Origin of the sequence: Nodosilinea sp. FACHB-131 (assembly GCF_014695395.1) — a bacterium.
Taxonomy (GTDB): Bacteria; Cyanobacteriota; Cyanobacteriia; order Phormidesmidales; family Phormidesmidaceae; genus Nodosilinea.
Genome location: NZ_JACJOF010000002.1, coordinates 1 through 16984 on the forward strand (window position 1 = coordinate 1; position 16984 = coordinate 16984).

The following is a 16984-nucleotide window of genomic DNA, read 5'->3' on the forward strand; positions in this document are numbered from 1 at the left end:
GGTTACATGCTGATGAGCCAGGTTAGGCTCTTGCCCCCAGAGCAGGGCGGCACTATTCCCGCGATCGCCCTAACGGCTTATGCTGGAGAGCTTAATCAGCAGCAGGCGCTAGCGGCCGGTTTTCAACGGCACGTCACCAAGCCTGTTGAGCCTCAGAATCTGATTAGGACCATTACGTCACTCAGGCCCCTTCTTCAAGCACATCTACAGGGTCAATCAGTTGAATCAGGAGTGTAATTTTAGTTCTAAAGCCACATTGGGAACGTTCTGACGCCTCCTGAGTTTGCACCTGATTAATGACAGAGATGTCCGAGCCTAGCTCTAGGCCCCTAAAACACGCCCTAACATTCTTTGGGTTGAGGCTTCACCAGCGTGGCGATCGCGCTCACCAGCAGGTCTGGTTCAATGGGTTTGGCCAGATGCAGCTGAAAGCCAGCGTCCAGGGCATGCTGCTGATTGACCTCTCCCGCATAGGCCGTCAGGGCGATCGCAGGAATATTGCCACCCTGGTCGTGACGCCGTTGGCGAATCTGCTGAATCAGTTCATAGCCATTCATCTCTGGCATGCCGATATCGCACAGCAGCAGGTCGGGCACAAACTGATTCAGCTGGCTGAGCGCCTGGATAGCTGAGGCTGCCGTAGCCACCTGCACACCCTCCTGGGTGAGGATAAAGGAGGCCAGCTCTCGCATGTCGGCCTCGTCGTCCACCACCAAGACTCGTAGCCCCGTTAAGTCGGTCGCTTTCTTTAACGGTTTAGCGGCGGACGGCTGATCCTGCCCTGCCAGGTGGAGGGGTAGCAGTACGGTAAAGGTCGCGCCCAGGTCTTGGCCTGGACTGTCGGCTGCCACCAGCCCACCGTGCAGCTCAGTGAGCTGACGCACGATCGCTAGGCCCAGGCCCAGGCCGCCAAACTGGCGGGTGGTAGTGCTATCTTCTTGACGAAAATAATCGAACACGTGGGGCAAAAAGGCTGGATGGATACCCTTGCCGGTGTCTCTCACCTGAATTTGAGCGTAGGCGTCAACCTGCTCTAGGATGATGGCGACTTGCCCACCCGCCGGGGTGAACTTGACCGCATTGGAGAGCAGGTTCCAAACCACCTGCTGGAGCCGGTTGGTGTCGCCCAAAACCTGGCCTGCGATCGCATGCAGCGTGGTTTGAATGCGAATCCGTTTGGCTTCAGCCGCCAGGCGCACGGTTTCAGCCGCCGCTTCAATCGTAGTGACTAAATTTACTGGAGTAACGTTCAACGTCAGCTTGCCCTGCAAAATGCGGGAAACATCGAGCAAGTCTTCAATCAGCTGGGCCTGGAGTTTGGCGTTGCGCTCAATGGTTTCTAAGGCTTGATCCGTTTTGGCCGCATCCAGCTGTCTGCTGCGCAATAGTCTGGCCCAGCCCAAAATTGGGTTCAGGGGCGATCGCAACTCATGAGACAGGACGGCCAAGAATTCATCTTTAATGCGGTTGGCGGTCTCGGCTTTGGTGCGATCACGCTGAGCGGCCCGATAAAGCTGAGCATTTTCGATCGCCAGGGAAGCTCGGTGCGCCAATTCTTCGGCGAGCTGCAAATCTGCGGCGGTGTAGCGGCGACCCGACTCAGCCGCGATGAACGAAATCACGCCGACCACTTGGTCTTGAGTGCGCAGCGGCACCGTCATCACTGAGCTAAAGCCAACCTGCCGCAAAATCTCTAAATGTTCAGGGTCTTTGGCGGCATGGACCAACAGCTCATCGGGAATTTCAGGCACAAGGTCTGATTGACCGGTGCGCAGGGTCAGGGCCGCGCCGCGCTCTGCATCGGTATCTAGGGGATACTTGTCTCGGATCTGATGAGCCCATTCCAGCTTGGCTGGGTCGACATGGGCCACGGCAATTTGGTCAATTGCGCCATTCTCTTCCACGATGTGAACGGTGCACCAGTCGGCCAGTTTGGGGACGGTGAGCTGGGCAACTTGCTCTAGGGTCGTTTGGTAGTCGAGAGACGACGCCAGCACGGCGCTTGACTCAGCCAAAAACCGCTGAGCGCGCTCTAGATTGACGCGCTCGGTGACATCGACAACATAGGCTAAAAGTCCTTCTATCTGGTGATTTGAGTCAACCGTTGGCAAATAGTGAACGTTGTAGTAGCCAGGGCGGCGATCGTCACGCCCAGGTATATTGACGGGTAGGCTGGGCGAGATGAACGGCTCACCTGTGGCATAAATCTGGCCAATGACTTCGACGACAGCAGGATCAGATTGACCAAATAGCTCTAGAACGGACTTACCCAAGTGATGCTCACGAGATGACCCATTGATTTCAGCCAGGGCGTCGTTGATGGCGATAAACCGCTGCTCATCGTCCAGTAGCGCCAACCCAACCGGGGAGACGTCAACGAGGGTGGCCAGCTGCTGTTGGGCGGCTTCGGCCTGAGCTCGGGCCAGGCGTTCTCGCTCGAGCAGCTGTTCTCGCTCCTGCTCGGCTTGCTTGCGGTCGGTAATATCGATGACCGCGCCAATCGACTGCCTAGGGTAGCCTTGGCCATCGTAAGAAAACTGCCCCCTGGCCTCGACCCAGCGAATGGTCCCATTGGACCAGCGCAGTCGATACTCGTGATAGTACTCGGCGCGCTCCTGAATCGCTTGCTGGAGCTGGGCTGCCGCAGCTGGTAGGTCATCGGGATGAACGCGGCTGGCCCACAGCTCGTAGCTCGGAACGCATTCGTCGGGTTGATACCCCAGAATAGTGAAATGCCCCGCCGACCAACGCATTGTATTGGCCTGCATGTCCCATTCCCAGGTGCCCATGCGGCCAATGTTGAGGGCGAGCTGTAGCCGCGCTTCGCTCTCGCGCAGTTCCGCCTCTGCCCGCGATCGCTCTACCGCCAGCCAGGTTTTTTCGGCAATGCGCTCCAGCAGGGCCACATCGTTTGTTGTCCAAGCGCGAGGGGCCGCATGGTGGAGCACCAGCAGGGCCACAAACCGCCCGCGCTTTACCAGCGGCACGCAGAGCAGCGATTGGGTCTCAATAGCAGCAAAGGCCTCCGCTCCGACTCCAGCAGTGCGCGGGTCGAGATTGACATCGTCAACCACAACGGTTTTGCCCTGCTTCAACTCGGCAATGATCTCAGCTCCGAAGGAGTCCATGTGGTGTCTGCCCACAACGCTGATGACGCCGTTGCAGTAATCGCGATCGACAATCACATGTTCTTGGGCGACATCAATTTCACCGTAGGCACAGCGCGTGACGTTGAAATGCTTGCCGGTAGCGTTGACGACCTGCCAGACAATCTCCTCTGAGTCTTGCAGGGTGCGAGCAGCATCGTTGAGTTCAATCAAAAACTGCTGCTGCTGTTCTTTGCGCCGGAGTTCTGCCAGTAGGGCCTCGCGATTGGCTTCGATGTGCTTGCGCTCGGTAATGTTGAGCGAAACCCCGGCCACGCGTACCGCTTGCCCAGATTCGTTGAGGTAGGCCTGCCCCTGAGCCTTAAGCCAGCGCACCTCACCGTTGAGAGCGACCACGCGATATTCTTGGGCGAAAGACTGGTCCCCCGCGACGGCCTCTGCGGTCGCTTGCCTGAGCAGCGGGCGATCGTCGGGGTGGATGAAGGCCTGAAACTCGTCTGCGGTGCCCACCTCTATGCCCCAAATTTCTTTGGCATTGGGAGAACAGACGACCTGATCCGTTTCTACATCCCAATCCCAGGCGACCATTTGGGCCGACGAGAGAGCTAGCTGTAGGCGCTCTTCGGCCTGCCGCAGGTTCGCCTCAATCTGCTTGAGGCGGGTCACATCTTGAAACATGACAATGCCGATCGCCGCGTGCCCATACATGGCGGGCAGGGTTTCTCCCCAGCAGAGGGTAGCCCGAATGCCGACGGGGGTATGCCAGTTCATCTCAAGGTTCTGTAACTGCTCCCCACGGGCAAGGAGCACGGCGGGCATTTGCTCGGTGGCAATGCGGTCGCCCTGGGCATCGGTGCAGTAATAGGCGTCAGCATATTCCTCCAGGGATTTGTTTTTAGGCAAATCACCCCCGGCTAGCTCATTGGCGATGCGGTTGGCAAAAACGACTTTTGCGGTTTCTGGGTCAATAAAGGCGGTTGGCGTTGGCATCAAATCGAGAACGGCTTCTAACCATTTCTGCTGGTTTTCGAGATCTTCAGCCTGCTGCCTGAGGAGCCTTTCGGTTTGCTGACGTTCGGTGATGTCTTGAAACACTACGGCGGCCGCCAAAATTTGCCCTTGCCGATCCAAAATTGGGGCTGAACTGACGCTAATTACGGTCCGCTGACCATCGTCCTGGCGAAGCTCCATCTCCTCATTGATGATGACTTCACCAGCTCTCAGCGCTCGCGGCAGGGGAAATTCATGGGGCTCATATTTTTGCCCATCGGGGCGAAACGCGTCAAAGGGAGTGAGAGGGACATAGTCCTCTAGTTCGGAGGACGGCTCGTAGCCATATCCCAAAATTTGTTTTGCTTGCTCATTGGCTAGGATCAATTTGTTAGACGTGGCCTCGGCAATCAAGACGCCCGCCGGCATCTGCCGTAGCACCGCTTCAAACTGGGCGCGTTCTGTTTCCAAATCGCGGAGTAGTTGTTCCCGTTCTACCTCGGCTTGCCTACGGTTGGTCATATCGCGAAAATAAACCGCGAGTCCCTCAGGGGAGGGATAAGCTTTTACCTCCAGCCAGCACTGAACGGGCTCACCAAACTCTTCCCAGGCCACCGGAACTTGCTCAGCGATCGCTCGGTGCATAGCCTCGTAGGCTACCCCACCCACCACCTCAGGAAAAACGTCGTTCCAAACATGTTTGCCAATCAGATCTTCCGGGGCTTTGCGCAAAATTTGGGCCGCTGCCTGGTTGACGTAGGTGTAGTGCCACTGGCGGTCAAAGGCCACAAATGCATCGGTGATGCTTTCTAAAATAGCGACGACTTTAGGCTCTATCGCCCGATCGCCTTGGCTTGACGTGTGGGCTAACTGCGCCTCTAACGCCTGGTTCTGCTGCTGTGGCTCAAGCAGTTGGTTTTGCAGCTGAGCGATCTGAGAATTTTCCCCATGGTCGTGGGTGGTAGACTCCGCCTCTAAACTACGGGCGAACTGTTCGATCACTTCAGAGCGAGAGATACCCCGTTGTTGCGCTGCTTGATCGAGCGATCGCCAAGCTGTTTGGGTTAAGGATAGGCAGAATCGATGTTTGGTCTCTCGCTCCCAGTTGTTCACAAACTTTCCGCTCGCGTTGCGTTTCATTGAAGATGGAGCCGTATGCATAAACGGTAAATCCATTCAACTAGACTCTGGCGGAAATATAAATCGTCCTCAAGATAGACGTTTTAATTTAAGTAAGACTTATCTAGTACGTGCTCCAAAGTGTGAAACCTCAAGAATTGGTTGCCATTATTGGTAAGCCCTTACAAGCGCTCACTTAAGTTGACCACAACTGCAATAAATTCAGCGGGCTCTACTGGCTTGGGAACGTGGGATTGAAAGCCTGCCGCCAATGCTTTGATGCGGTCTTCCGTGCGTGCGTAAGCGGTGAGAGCAATGGCTGGCATTCTGCCTCCCTGTTCTGGCGTCAAGGCGCGCACTTGTCGTATCAGCGTATACCCATCTACCTCGGGCATGCCAATGTCACTCACCAAGATGTCAGGTCTTTGCTCTGACGAGCTTTGGGTAATGGTCGCCAACGCTTCCTGTGCCGATGTCACAACGGTTACCACGGCCCCGCTTTGCCTCAACAGTGTGGCTAGGAGCTCTCGGGCATCAGCTTCGTCATCGACAACCAAAACCTTTATCCCAGCCAAGCTAGGCGCATCGATGAAAGGAGCCGTATCGCTGACAGCCGGATGCACGCGTTCAGTAGCGGTTGGTTCGGGACGAAAGATCGTAATAGGTAGATTAACCATGAAAGTCGTTCCCTTACCTTCACCCGCACTCGCCACCTGAACGTGTCCGCCATGGAGTTCAACCAAATGGCGCACAATCGCTAAGCCCAGCCCCAACCCACCATGAGTTCTCGTAGTGGTACTGTCCGCTTGCTGTAAGCGATCAAATACATAGGGTAGAAACTCGGGACTAATGCCCTGTCCGGTATCGCTGACGGTGATCTCAACGTGTGAGTTGATGCGCTCTAAGCGAAGCTGAATGCGGCCGTCTTTCGGTGTGAACTTCACGGCATTGGACAACAAATTCCAAAACACTTGCTGCAGCCGATCTGGGTCGCCAGAAACGGGACCCGCAGCCGGGTCTAGAAGACTTTGCAGGCGAATACCCTTGGCTTCTGCGGCTGGTCGAATCGAATCGATCGCCGCCTCCAGCACCGAAACAAGCGCAACAGGGCGAACATCTAGGCGAAGTTTGCCGGTAATGATCCGAGAGACATCTAACAGGTCATTGATCAATTGGTTTTGCGCTCTGGCATTGCGCTCGATCGTCTCGATCGCTCGCTGTTGAGTGGCTTCATCCAGTTGTTTTTCACGCAGCATGGTTGCCCAACCCAACATCGCATTTAGGGGTGTCCGCAATTCATGGGAAACGGTCGCAAGAAACTCGTCCTTTAATCGATTGGCCTGGGCTAAAGCCTCCGCTTGTTGACGCAGTAAGACCTCAACCTGCTTACTTTCTGTGAGATTTAAAGCAAAACAAACCCAAGCCAGCTCGTCGCTTTCGAGCTGTGCGGCTCCCAGTAAGATAGGCACATGGCTACCGTCCTTGCGGATATATGCTTTTTCAATCGGAGCACAACTGCCGGTGCTCGCCAGTTCCTGTAAGACTTGCTCGTCCTGTTGACGGTATTCTGGTGGCGTCATCTCACCCCAATTCATTAAGCCCTTTTGCAAGTCTTCACGGGTATACCCCACCATTTTGAGGAAGGCATCGTTGGCCTCCAGAATAGTGCCGTTAGGTGCGGCCAAAAGAACGCCAATGATATTGGCTTCCACCAGGCGGCTGAAGCGGGCTTCGCTTTTCTTGAGTGCAATCTGTTGGGTTCTTAAGTCTTCTGCTAAAGCCTCGGCTTGCCGCCGGGCTACCACTTGAGTGGTGACCTCAAAGCCAAAGGTGATAATTCCTTCTACCGCACCGTTAAGATCGAAGATCGGCTGGTAGACAAAGTTGAAAAACCCTTCCTCGAGCGTGCCATTGCCTTGACGATCCAATCGAGCCGCTACTTCATTGCCTACAAACGCTTCTCCTGTTTCAAACACCTGGTCTAGCAACTCAAAAAAACCTTGTCCTTCTATCTCAGGGAAGGCTTCCCGCACTGTGCGGCCAATTAGTTCACGCTGCCCCACCAATTGCGAAAAGAGCGGATTGGCAAACTCAAAGATATGCTCAGAACCACGATCGATACAGATAGAAGCCGGAGCCTGAACCAAGAGCGAATGCAGCCGATTGCGCTGCACCTCTGCTTCGGCTCGGGCCGCTTGTTCTCGCAGCAGCGATTGGTGACGTTCAGCTTCTGCTTGCTTACGTTCAGTAATATCGCGAGAAATGACAACAACAGCTTGTGTTGAGGGGTCTGTGTTCAGCGGCGTGAGAATGTACTCGTAGGACCGGACTCCGTTTTCTGTGACAAAATCAGTTTCACTCTTGAGCGATCGCCCGGTAGACATCACCTGCTTTCGCTGGGCATCCACTGGCTCCATGAGCGCGGCGGGCAAACCAATGTCGCGCCATGTTTTGCCCAGCAAGGCATCGGGTGACAAACCGAGTACCTGGGCAGCACCATCGCTGACATAGCCATAGCGCCCCTCTTGGTCAAAAATGTAGATATGATCGACGGACGCGGAGAAGATGGCCGTTAAGGTCTTCGCCTGTGCCTGCGACTGCATGGCAAGCTGTCGATAGTCTCCTTCACTGCGCCGTAGCTGTGACAACGTGCGCTCAAGCCGCTGCTTGGCCACCCGCAGTTCGCCAGCGAGGACACTGATGAGCACGCCCTCTAGCAAAAATAGACTCAGCCGCAAGCCGCTGGACCAGTTGAGGGAGAGAGAATAAAGGGGCGGGATAAAGTAGTAGGTGCTAATCAACCCAGATAAAGCCGTGGCAAACAGACCCGGACCGAAGCCGCCAGACCAAGCGCTGATCATGACAGCGCCAAAGAATAGCAGGAAAGGACTCTGAGTCATAGCCAGCGCAGGGTTCAGCAGCAACATCAGCAGGGTTGCCAGTAAAACGCTGAGACCAGCGATGCCATAGCGCGATAGTGGAGAGCGGGTCAGATTCAGCATCCTCTTGATTGAAATCACGTTGCGGAGCAGTGTAGCGGGAGGTAGTCGGACGTCTAATACCCAGAAGCTCACAACTAGATAATACCGATCGCTCAGGACTCGGTAGGTAATGTTTATGCCTGCAAGCGGGTCAGCTCCACCGACTAAGCCACCTGGCCGATTGCATCCTGCCCCCACTACCGCGCCCCACCAACCGGGGCACCCTAACCACAGCAGCGAGTTCCTGAAAACGTCCCGTAGATGCACCCTAACCCCCACCGGCACCGCTGGCCCGTGGGGGTTTTGTTTTGAATGTCGATGAGCTATTCACCCAGCTCAGGTCGTGGGCCTTGAGCAGAGGGTCGCTGTGGGCCACAATCCACCCTTCGGTTTCCCATCCAATTAACTTAGACTCTTCACCACTGGCCTGGTCAAACAACGCCTCTAACTCTTCCAGCTCCGCAAGGTTGCCTGTGCTGGTCGTGACAATATCAATGGCCCTTTGGTGTAGTGGGCCTACTCCTTTGCGTGGTTCTTCAGGCTGAGTAATCATGGCGAAGATTTGTGATGGTACGACTTGCCCCATTATTGCGGTGCCTGGCGTTTCTCCAGGGAGCATAACTGAATCACAACTCACTTCTGCTCAACTCACACCGCCTTGCATTGGGGGTTGGGTTAGGGGACCATAGGCATGTTGCAATGGGTGCGTTGATGGATTTTGGGGCATGGCCATCTGATTGGCCAATATATACTCTGCTGGGCTTTAACCTGAGCTGGTTGGCGGGCGCTGCTGTGCTGGTAGCGATGGACCTGCGGCAGCGAGCGTAAGCAGCAAAAAGCCCTCGGTACTGAGCCAAGGGCAGATGATGGCGTACTGTGCGACTGCTGCGCGATCGCCCTAAGTAGGGGCGTAGCAAAAGGCGACTATTCAGAACTATCCCTAGGTGTGGCTACAGCAGGCTCAATTGCTGAACTCTAAGCTGCCCCACTTCATCGGGTATCGCTGGCTTCAGCTCTGCCAACAACCCTTTCCACTCAGCCCCGGAAACAGCATCGACGTGAACCATATTTATAGCTCACCTTAGACACAGTTCCTAACTCTCCATTGGGCAAGACAACGCGATCGCCGTAGGCAAAATTGTAGGGGTTGAACTGGTGCAACTCGTGTGGGGTGTAAGGGCATTGCCAGGTCATTTCTGCTACTCCTAAATAGCTCGGCGGGGTGTGTGACAGTTGGAGTGTAGGTGGTGTAGGTGGCGTAGGTGATGAGGTGTAGGCGTAGGCGGTGTAGGTGGGTGTAGGTATCGTAGGTGAAAGCACCTACAGCCCTTTTTATCGCTCACCTACGCCTGCACCCTACGCTGTGCCAGTTGCTTGATAGCGCTCAGTGCTACCCTCATCCCATCGCTGAATTTGCCCCTCAGAAATCATCAGACCAAGCAAGTCTTTAACCTCGTCTGTTGATGCCCTGGGGTTATCAGTAGGACGGGTGCAAGAGTTGCGAATTTCCCTTGCGGTTTTGGCCTCGCCGTGCCCCTTCAGATAATCTAAAATCCTCACTCCTAGGGGTTTGGGTTCGGTCGTTTCCTGGGGCTGCTGCGGTGCGCTGGTGCCATCCTCAATGAGGCATTTAATTAGCGGCTTCAACGTCCCTTGAAACTTGGGCAAGACATCGTGATAGATGTCCTCATCCTCTCCTAACCACAGCTGCAAGTAGCGGTTAGGGTTGCTGAGAATGTCCTCCCGTTGCTCCGTGGTGAGCCGTAGCCCGCCCATCTTTTCAATCACTGAGAGGGCCAACCGCCGCTTACTTTTCAAGGGTAAAACCATCCTGAAATTTTGCTGTAACAGGTCGAGGTCGATACCCAACGGCCCCGCGTTTTTGGTCTGGGCCAGCAGCACCCCATAGGCGGCGATCGCTGCTCCCTGAGTCGCAATTTCAACCTGTAGCCCAGCGAGGGCATCAGCCAGGCCTTTGACCTTTGAACGTTTGGCATAGGTCCGAATTTGGATCGCCTCATCAAAGACGAACCACTCGGGCTCGGTATCGGTGCCCTCGGCATGGGCGGCTAGTTTCGCCCCCCAGTAGGTGAGCAACCATTGCAACTGCTTACCCTTCTCCTCCGGCGTACCCCAGAGAACGTAGCCCTCCCAGTGTGCCGGCACCTGGTCGGTGGCCTTGGTGCTCACGTAGTTGACGCGAGCGTGGCCATCAAGCAAGCAGCGGAGGGCGTTGCTTTTGCCCTCCCGACTACCCGCCAGCAGCAAGAAGTGGGGGCAGTCTGGGTCAAGTTGGATCGAGGCAAAAGGCACCGGGGCAGCATCAGCCGATGAGGGGCTAGGTGACGCTGCCTCCAACGGCTTTGGGGGCAGTTGTGGCTGTGCCTTTGGTTTACCCAGTAGCCCCAACGACTTGGCTAACGTTTCGGCCTCGTCTGAGAGGCGCAGTTCCCGCGCAATCGCCTGGGCCAGTTCTGCCTGTACCTGGTCGGCACCGACATCGGCTTGGTAGTTACGCAGCTGCTTTTTATCCAGCAGGTGGGCGATCAGCCCCTCGCTGACGGCCTCGATTTGGTCACTGTTGCGCTCATTAGCGTCCCAAGCCAGGTAGAGGCCATAGGCCAGGGCAGCTAGGCCCGTGAGTGGATTCAGCAGGCTACCGAGCACGAGACCACCGGCCAGGCCACCCCCGATATAGAGTTTGGGGTTGTGCATCCCTTCAGCGGCATCCTCAGCGGTATCAATCCAGAGGGGGTGGGTTTTAACTAAATTGCTCATGATGGTTTCCCAAAAAAAGTAAGGGGGCATGGTTGCCCCCAGTTGCCGTGTTATCTAGCCGTGGGCTCGCTTCAGGTAGTGCCATTGCAGACCGAGAAACAAGATGAAGCGCACCATGAGTTCAAAGCAGAACAGCATGGTGACGATCAGCCCCACACTGCCCCAGTTGACGAGGCCCCACTGGCCGGTGAAGATGACAAACACCAGCTGCCCAAAACCGCCCTCAACGGGGGGGAAGACGGTTAAGCAGATGCAGGTATCGACGATGTAGGCGCACAGGCTGGCCCGGTTGGCGCTGCGGATGCTGAGCAGGGGAAAGCGGTTGTACCACTCCTTCAGCCGCGCCAGGGCGGGATCGTCGTCCTCATTCACCTGTAGTTGGTCGGCGGCATCGGCCTCCAGGGCAATCAGGCGCATCAGCTTGCGGTCGTGCTTCAGCAGAATCGGGTACGCCTCGGCCGTCTGGATGAAGGCCCACAGCACGACTCCAATCGGGATTGAGATCAGGGCGAGGGCCCGGTTACCAAAGAAGCCCACCAGGCCTTGCAGGTCAAAGATATTGATCAGGGCCAAAGATACCGCTTTGCAGTAGGGCAGCAGGTTGGCGGCGGCCACGACGCAGGCCACACAGATGGCGAGCCAGTAGAGTAGCTGCCTGGCGGTCTTGGCCCCTGAATTTGGGGCCCGGTTGGAGCGTTTTTTAGTGGAATAGGTAGTCATAGGTTTGACCCTCTAAAGGTGTGCTGGGCTTAGTTTGAGGGCAGGTAGTAGGCGGCACCCTGGTACTGGCTCATGCGCCAGTCAACTAAGGATTTATCGCCGGTAAAGGCCATCTTTTGAGTGACGCCTGGGGTGCTGGAGTCGCGGTCATCGTCGGTAATCACCCCGGTGTTGCCGTGGGCGTCGCAGACGACGGAGCCTACTGGGATGGGTTGAGCGGAGGCGCTGTCGAGCACCGGGAGGTTGAGCACCAGCGAGACGTAGCGCTGCTGATCAGCACTCACCACCGGGATGCAGCCGGTTTGATAGCGGGCGATCGCCACCTCGTTTTTTTGCACCTGCTCCTGCTGGCTCAGCGTGAGCTCGGTCATGTCATCGCCGATACGACTGGCCTCGGCGCGGGCGGTGGTGACTTTCGAGGCGAAGTTGCCGAGGTTACTAACGCTGGGGATCGCGGTGCCAACGATGGCCAGGGCGAATACCCCGTGGATCGGTTTCATAATGGGGGTGTCCGTTTACGTAATGGTTTTCGGGCAAGCCTCCAGCCCTGGTCTGCCAACCGGCTGGGGGTTTTAGTGAGCAATGAAAAGTGCGATCGCGACCCCAGCAATAGCTAGAGCCAACAAAATTAGGCGGCGGTATCGGCCTCGGTGGGCTTTCCCAGGCTTTGCAGCTGCGCCAGGGCATCGGCCAAGGCGGTCGTTTCGTCGGTCTGCGCCTGGTCAATCTGTGCCGTTTGCAGGCGGTAGAGGCGCTGCTCCAGAGCTAACTCCTGCGCCTTGGCGGCGATCGCACCTTGGGCTTGCTTTGTGGCCCGTAGCCGCTGCTCACGGGCAGCAATGTCATCGGCCAGTGCACCTTGAATCAAGTCGGCCGCCTGCAAAAACTGCTCAGCCACCGCCAACGGGTCATCAATGACCAGCGCCTCAGACTCTCGAAACTGCCCGAGGTCAACGGTTAGTCCTTGGTAATTGGGCAAATTGACAGTGGTGCAGTGGTTGCCAGCATGGATGGTCAAGCCAGCCATATCAGGCGCAGCGGGTGTAGGCACGGGGCAGAACTGCGCGAGCGCCGCCTCGACAGCAGCAGGGCTGAGCCCGTCGCTGGTGCTGTAGCCGTGGTCATTGAGCCATCGGCGCACGGAAGTTTTGGGTAGGTTGCCGTTCTCTTTGCAGAATGAGTGAAGGCTGACGGGTTCGGTCATAGCTAAAAGTCCTTTAGTGCGTTGCAGGTACGGGTTTGGCGCGGTTGGCACGGCAAACAATGGGCCAAGTAGGGCCAGCCCTGTGCTTATGCCGTTTCGCATCTTGGTGCAGATATAACACAAATTGATGTTATAAAAACACAAAAACGAGTACTATAGGTGTCATATTCACTCTGAACCGTTGGAGGTTGTACCATGACGGGCATGAGTAAGCGAATCCAGGTAACACTGCCTGACCGACTGGCAGACGACTTAGAGCAATGGGCCGACTATGACGGTCGGGCGATCGCTAATCTGGCTGCCTTCTTGCTAGAACAGGCAGTTAGAAACGCGAAGCAGGATGGTACGTTCCCCACCGAGGCCAAGCCATGACCCAGAGCAGCGATCGCCTTGACCGCATGGAAGCCCTTTTGGCTATCACTATTGAAGGGCTAGCTAGAACCGAGAAAATCACTGAATCCAACGCCCGCGCTATCGAAGCGTGGGGCGGGCGTATTGAGGAGGGCGAGCAGAAGAACCAGACTCAGCTAGAGGCATCCATCGCCGACACCGTGGCCATGATTGCTGACATGGGGCAGCAGCAGCAGGAAGCGGTGCAGAGGGCTGAACAGCAAAAGGTAGAGGCCGACCAACGCTTTGAGGTTTTCCTAGCTGAGGCCAGAGCAGACCGGGCAGAGATGCGGGCAGCGCGTGAGCAGTGGCAGATAGAGGCCCAGGCCAATGCTACAGAGCATCGGGCGTTCACTCAAAATATTCAGGTGCTGCTGGCTGAGATTGCCCGCCTGTGGCAGCGGGTGGCCGGATGACCACTGGAGACAAAGCCAAACACGCTACGGTTTCGACTGGTTCGTTGTCGGTCGATGGTTTTCAGATGCTCGATGGCTCCTATCAAAGGAGCCAAACAAGCGCAGCTGATGCTGTCGGTCTAGGGCGACAAAACGTGTCAGATTTTTTGCGCTTGAAGGCCATCAAACCCTCGCTAGTCACGGGTTGCACGAGTCAGATTTTTACGGCAAAACCCGACGCACTGCGCGAACAGGTGGCCCGGCAAGACCAGCAGCTCCACGACGCTGGTCTAGAGCCCTGGCAACTCCCGCAGAACGAGCGGTACCTACAGTCTTTTGTTGCACGTAAGGAGGCCAGTACCAACCCAAAAACACTGATAATGCCCAATTTTTAGTGTTTGCCTTGCCCGGCTTGTACACCTGTACTATGATTCGGCAATGATTGACGCCCCGCTGGGTTGACCCCCTGGCGATCGCGTTCATCAGTATTAAGTGTCCTGACCAGACCCTTAATAGGCAAAAAGAACCGGCAGCAAATGCCACCGGCTCTTTAAAAAGCGAAAACCCGAGAGGACCAGTCCCGAGTCGCGCAAAATTGCTTATGCGGCTATGGTAACACCGGCGCTCTCTCGGGGCAATACTCATTGCTCACAAATTTTGGAAGAGACGCACGAAAATGACCGCATCTATAGGATGGGGCGAGGAGTCGCGTAGAGCTCCCCGTTCTGAACCCCTCCCCGCTGACCCTACCGGCCAGCGGCTCTGTGAAATCTTTGGCCACTACCCCTGGAACTTCATCCGCGCCGACCTGCCGGATGACGCCACCGCCAAAGCCGCTTGGACCACTGTTAAAGATTACCCGCTGCGGCCTCGCGTTCTCTGGAACCACTGGCAAGACGCCAACCAGCTGATCGGCGTCCGCTTCACCCACGACACCCGCTACGCCCTGCTCGACCTCGACGCCGGCGGCGACTACTGCACCGCCGATGGGGTCGCTCAGATTCGCGCCGCCCTAGAGACCATTGGCATTACCCGCACCCTGCTGCTGCGCTCGAGCTGGAGCGGTGGCCTGCACCTGTACATTCCCTTTGCCGAGTTAGTTAACACCTTCAACCTGGCCGTTGCCCTGAAAGAATGCTTCAAAGCCCAGGGGTTTCGACTCCAGGCCGGGCAGCTTGAGATCTTCCCCAATGTCAAGGCCTACGGCGTTCAGACCTTCATCGAATACATGGGGCACCGGCTGCCCCTACAGCCCTGCAGTGGCTCCTGCCTGCTCGACGATGACCTCAACCCCATCGGTGACAGCCTAGCCCGGTTCTTCTGGCTTTGGGACGGCGCTGCTGGCCACCAAGACATGGACACCCTGCGCCATGCGATGAAGATTGGCCGCGATAACCACCGCAAGCGGCCCAAGCGTCGCAATCACCCCGTCGCTAGCTGGCGGCACGACCTAGATCTCGAAATCACCGAAGGCTGGACCGCTTACGGGCAGACCAACCACTTGCTCAAAACCATCGCCTGCTACGGCCGCGTCTTCGAGGGCCTTCAGGGCCAAGCCCTGATTGACTACACCCTGCGCATTGCCCTTCATTGCCCTGGCTACGAGCAGTACTGCCGCCACCAGCACGACATCGAGCGCAAAGTCATCGCATGGGCCAGAGCCGTCGAGGGCTACTACTGGCCCTTGGGAACCACCCCTACCCGCGACACCCGCCACCCCAAGAACAACCTGGTGCCCTTCAACCAGCGGCAGTCCGAATCGGCTCAGCACCGCATCCGCGCTGCCTATACCAACCTAGAGCAGACCGGAGAGCTGCCCGAGCAGATTACGGCGAGAGCCAAGGCGATTGCTCAGGCTGCCAGAGTTAGCCAACAGACCCTCTACAAGCACCTCCGCCTCTGGCACCCCGAGCATCAAGAGGGTGTAATTGCCATAGCAGCAAGCTTTCTAGCCCCTGAAGAGGCAATCTCTGAAGCAATACTAGAATCGCTCGATTCCCCAAAAATCAAGGAATTACACCCCTCAGAGAGAAATATGAAGGGTGAGGCGCTTTGCGCTGGTGAGCTGAGGTCGGATACAAACTCTTTTACTCCGGGAAGGGGGGTACGGGGGGATGAGGTTGCTTTTCCACAGAAGGCAGAGCCTTCAGCGTATGACCTAGACCTGCACGAGCAGATTCAACACCAGATCAGGAGCTTGGGTTGGTCTGGTGACACGATTCGCCAGTTCATTGCCGACCGATTTGAGAGTAAACGCTGGTCTGAACTGACGGAAGACGAGCGGTTCCTACTGCTTTATCATCTGCGTGTGCTTGATTCTCTCGAGGCTGGAGAGCCTGCTGACGTGACTGCCCAAGACCCCTCACCCATTAACCGATAGGTTCTTATTTAAGAGTGTCGCTATGCCTGAATTTCGCGCCGGCCAGATCATCCCCCTGCGCTACAAGAGCCGGGAGATTCAAGCCATCATCATTGACCCCAGCGGTTTGGGACCAGATAAACCCTCCATTGGCATGGGCTTTCGCGGGATGGACCGCCATACCAACGTTCCCTCCAACACACTGACTCAGAGGGTGATCCAAAACGAAGAGGGTACATACCTTAAGCTCCCATCAGGCAAGCTTTTCAGGGTGATCCAAATCTCTGCAGAAGACGGTAATAGTTACCAAGTTATAGAAGCTTCTGACTGGGTGGATCTAGCGCGAGACTGGGCTAAAGACCCCGGCAAACTGCGGAAGCCCGCGCGTGATGGATTGATCGACTTTCTGGCTTGGTTTGCGGCTGAGGGCATTTACGCTCAAGCTTACACCATGCTGAAGCGAGCCTATACACGAGAGGACAGCCAGCGAGTTCAAACCTGGATTATGTCACGAGAGTCGGGCAAGCCTGCCAGGACCGAGTGGAGCTGGGAGGTGCAGGAGAAAGACTCACGAGGTCGCTACGGCTATTGGACCAACTATGTCTACCAAGGCCTTTTCGGTATGAATGCTACCCAGATGAAAGAGGTTTGGGAAAATCCAGTTCATGGAGACAGCCGCATTGCCCGCAATTACGTTCCTGAGTCGGTGGGTCTGGAGGCGATCGCCTACTGCGAGAAAATGGTAGGCCTACTCGACCTCGACGACATTGAGCAGGCCCACGACGAAGCGATACGGCTTACTCAGATCAAATTTGCCAAGCATTTTCCGATGGCATGAGTTATGAAGGGGTGGAATTCTGCCCGGGTAAAAGGCTACGGCCTGGATTGAGATAAGAGCGCCACAATAGGGGTGGCATAAACTCCAACCCCTCACTAACGCC

The 16984-nt window shown here is 56.3% G+C and carries 11 protein-coding genes and 1 pseudogene; 5 read left to right on the top strand and 7 right to left on the bottom strand.

All coding sequences use genetic code 11. The features are described 5' to 3' along the window. Window positions 1–237: pseudogene (locus tag H6F75_RS27880) on the top strand (hypothetical protein); the annotation flags it as partial. A 104-nt stretch (window positions 238–341) separates the two neighbouring features. Here H6F75_RS27880 and H6F75_RS00015 read toward each other — a convergent pair. The 7 genes from H6F75_RS00015 to H6F75_RS00045 form a co-directional block, all read right to left on the bottom strand. Further along, on the bottom strand, window positions 342–5237 hold the full coding sequence (locus H6F75_RS00015; RefSeq protein WP_190747994.1) for a PAS domain S-box protein: 4896 nt from the start codon (window positions 5235–5237) through the stop codon (window positions 342–344). Window positions 5238–5398: 161 nt separating this feature from the next. Beyond that, a complete protein-coding gene (locus H6F75_RS00020; protein ID WP_190747995.1) occupies window positions 5399–8236 on the bottom strand; it encodes a PAS domain S-box protein in 2838 nt (945 codons plus the stop codon). Window positions 8237–8465: 229 nt separating this feature from the next. Further along, window positions 8466–8783 carry a hypothetical protein gene (locus H6F75_RS00025; protein ID WP_190747996.1) on the bottom strand — a complete coding sequence of 106 codons (318 nt, stop codon included), beginning with the start codon at window positions 8781–8783 and terminating at the stop codon, window positions 8466–8468. Window positions 8784–9553: 770 nt separating this feature from the next. Beyond that, window positions 9554–10975, bottom strand: coding sequence for a hypothetical protein (locus H6F75_RS00030; RefSeq protein ID WP_190747997.1), 1422 nt, complete (start codon window positions 10973–10975; stop codon window positions 9554–9556). Between the two features lie 54 nt (window positions 10976–11029). Next, the gene (locus H6F75_RS00035) at window positions 11030–11695 is read right to left on the bottom strand and encodes a hypothetical protein (protein ID WP_190747998.1); all 666 of its coding nucleotides are present in this window, start codon (window positions 11693–11695) and stop codon (window positions 11030–11032) included. A gap of 29 nt (window positions 11696–11724) precedes the next feature. Further along, on the bottom strand, window positions 11725–12195 hold the full coding sequence (locus tag H6F75_RS00040) for a hypothetical protein (protein WP_190747999.1): 471 nt from the start codon (window positions 12193–12195) through the stop codon (window positions 11725–11727). Between the two features lie 128 nt (window positions 12196–12323). Beyond that, on the bottom strand, window positions 12324–12899 hold the full coding sequence (locus H6F75_RS00045; RefSeq protein ID WP_190748000.1) for a hypothetical protein: 576 nt from the start codon (window positions 12897–12899) through the stop codon (window positions 12324–12326). Between the two features lie 195 nt (window positions 12900–13094). On the opposite strand from H6F75_RS00045, the gene H6F75_RS00050 reads away from it, so the two are divergent. From H6F75_RS00050 to H6F75_RS00065, 4 genes are all read left to right on the top strand, one after another. Beyond that, complete coding sequence (locus tag H6F75_RS00050; RefSeq protein WP_199303686.1) at window positions 13095–13271, top strand: hypothetical protein; 177 nt, start codon at window positions 13095–13097, stop codon at window positions 13269–13271. After that, window positions 13268–13705 (top strand): hypothetical protein, encoded by a 438-nt coding sequence (locus H6F75_RS00055; protein WP_190748001.1) that lies wholly within the window; start codon window positions 13268–13270, stop codon window positions 13703–13705. Before H6F75_RS00050 ends, H6F75_RS00055 begins: the two co-directional genes overlap by 4 nt. A 655-nt stretch (window positions 13706–14360) precedes the next feature. Next, on the top strand, window positions 14361–16064 hold the full coding sequence (locus tag H6F75_RS00060) for a hypothetical protein (RefSeq protein WP_190748003.1): 1704 nt from the start codon (window positions 14361–14363) through the stop codon (window positions 16062–16064). 22 nt (window positions 16065–16086) lie between these two features. Beyond that, on the top strand, window positions 16087–16881 hold the full coding sequence (locus H6F75_RS00065; RefSeq protein WP_190748005.1) for a hypothetical protein: 795 nt from the start codon (window positions 16087–16089) through the stop codon (window positions 16879–16881). Window positions 16882–16984 lie beyond the last annotated feature (103 nt).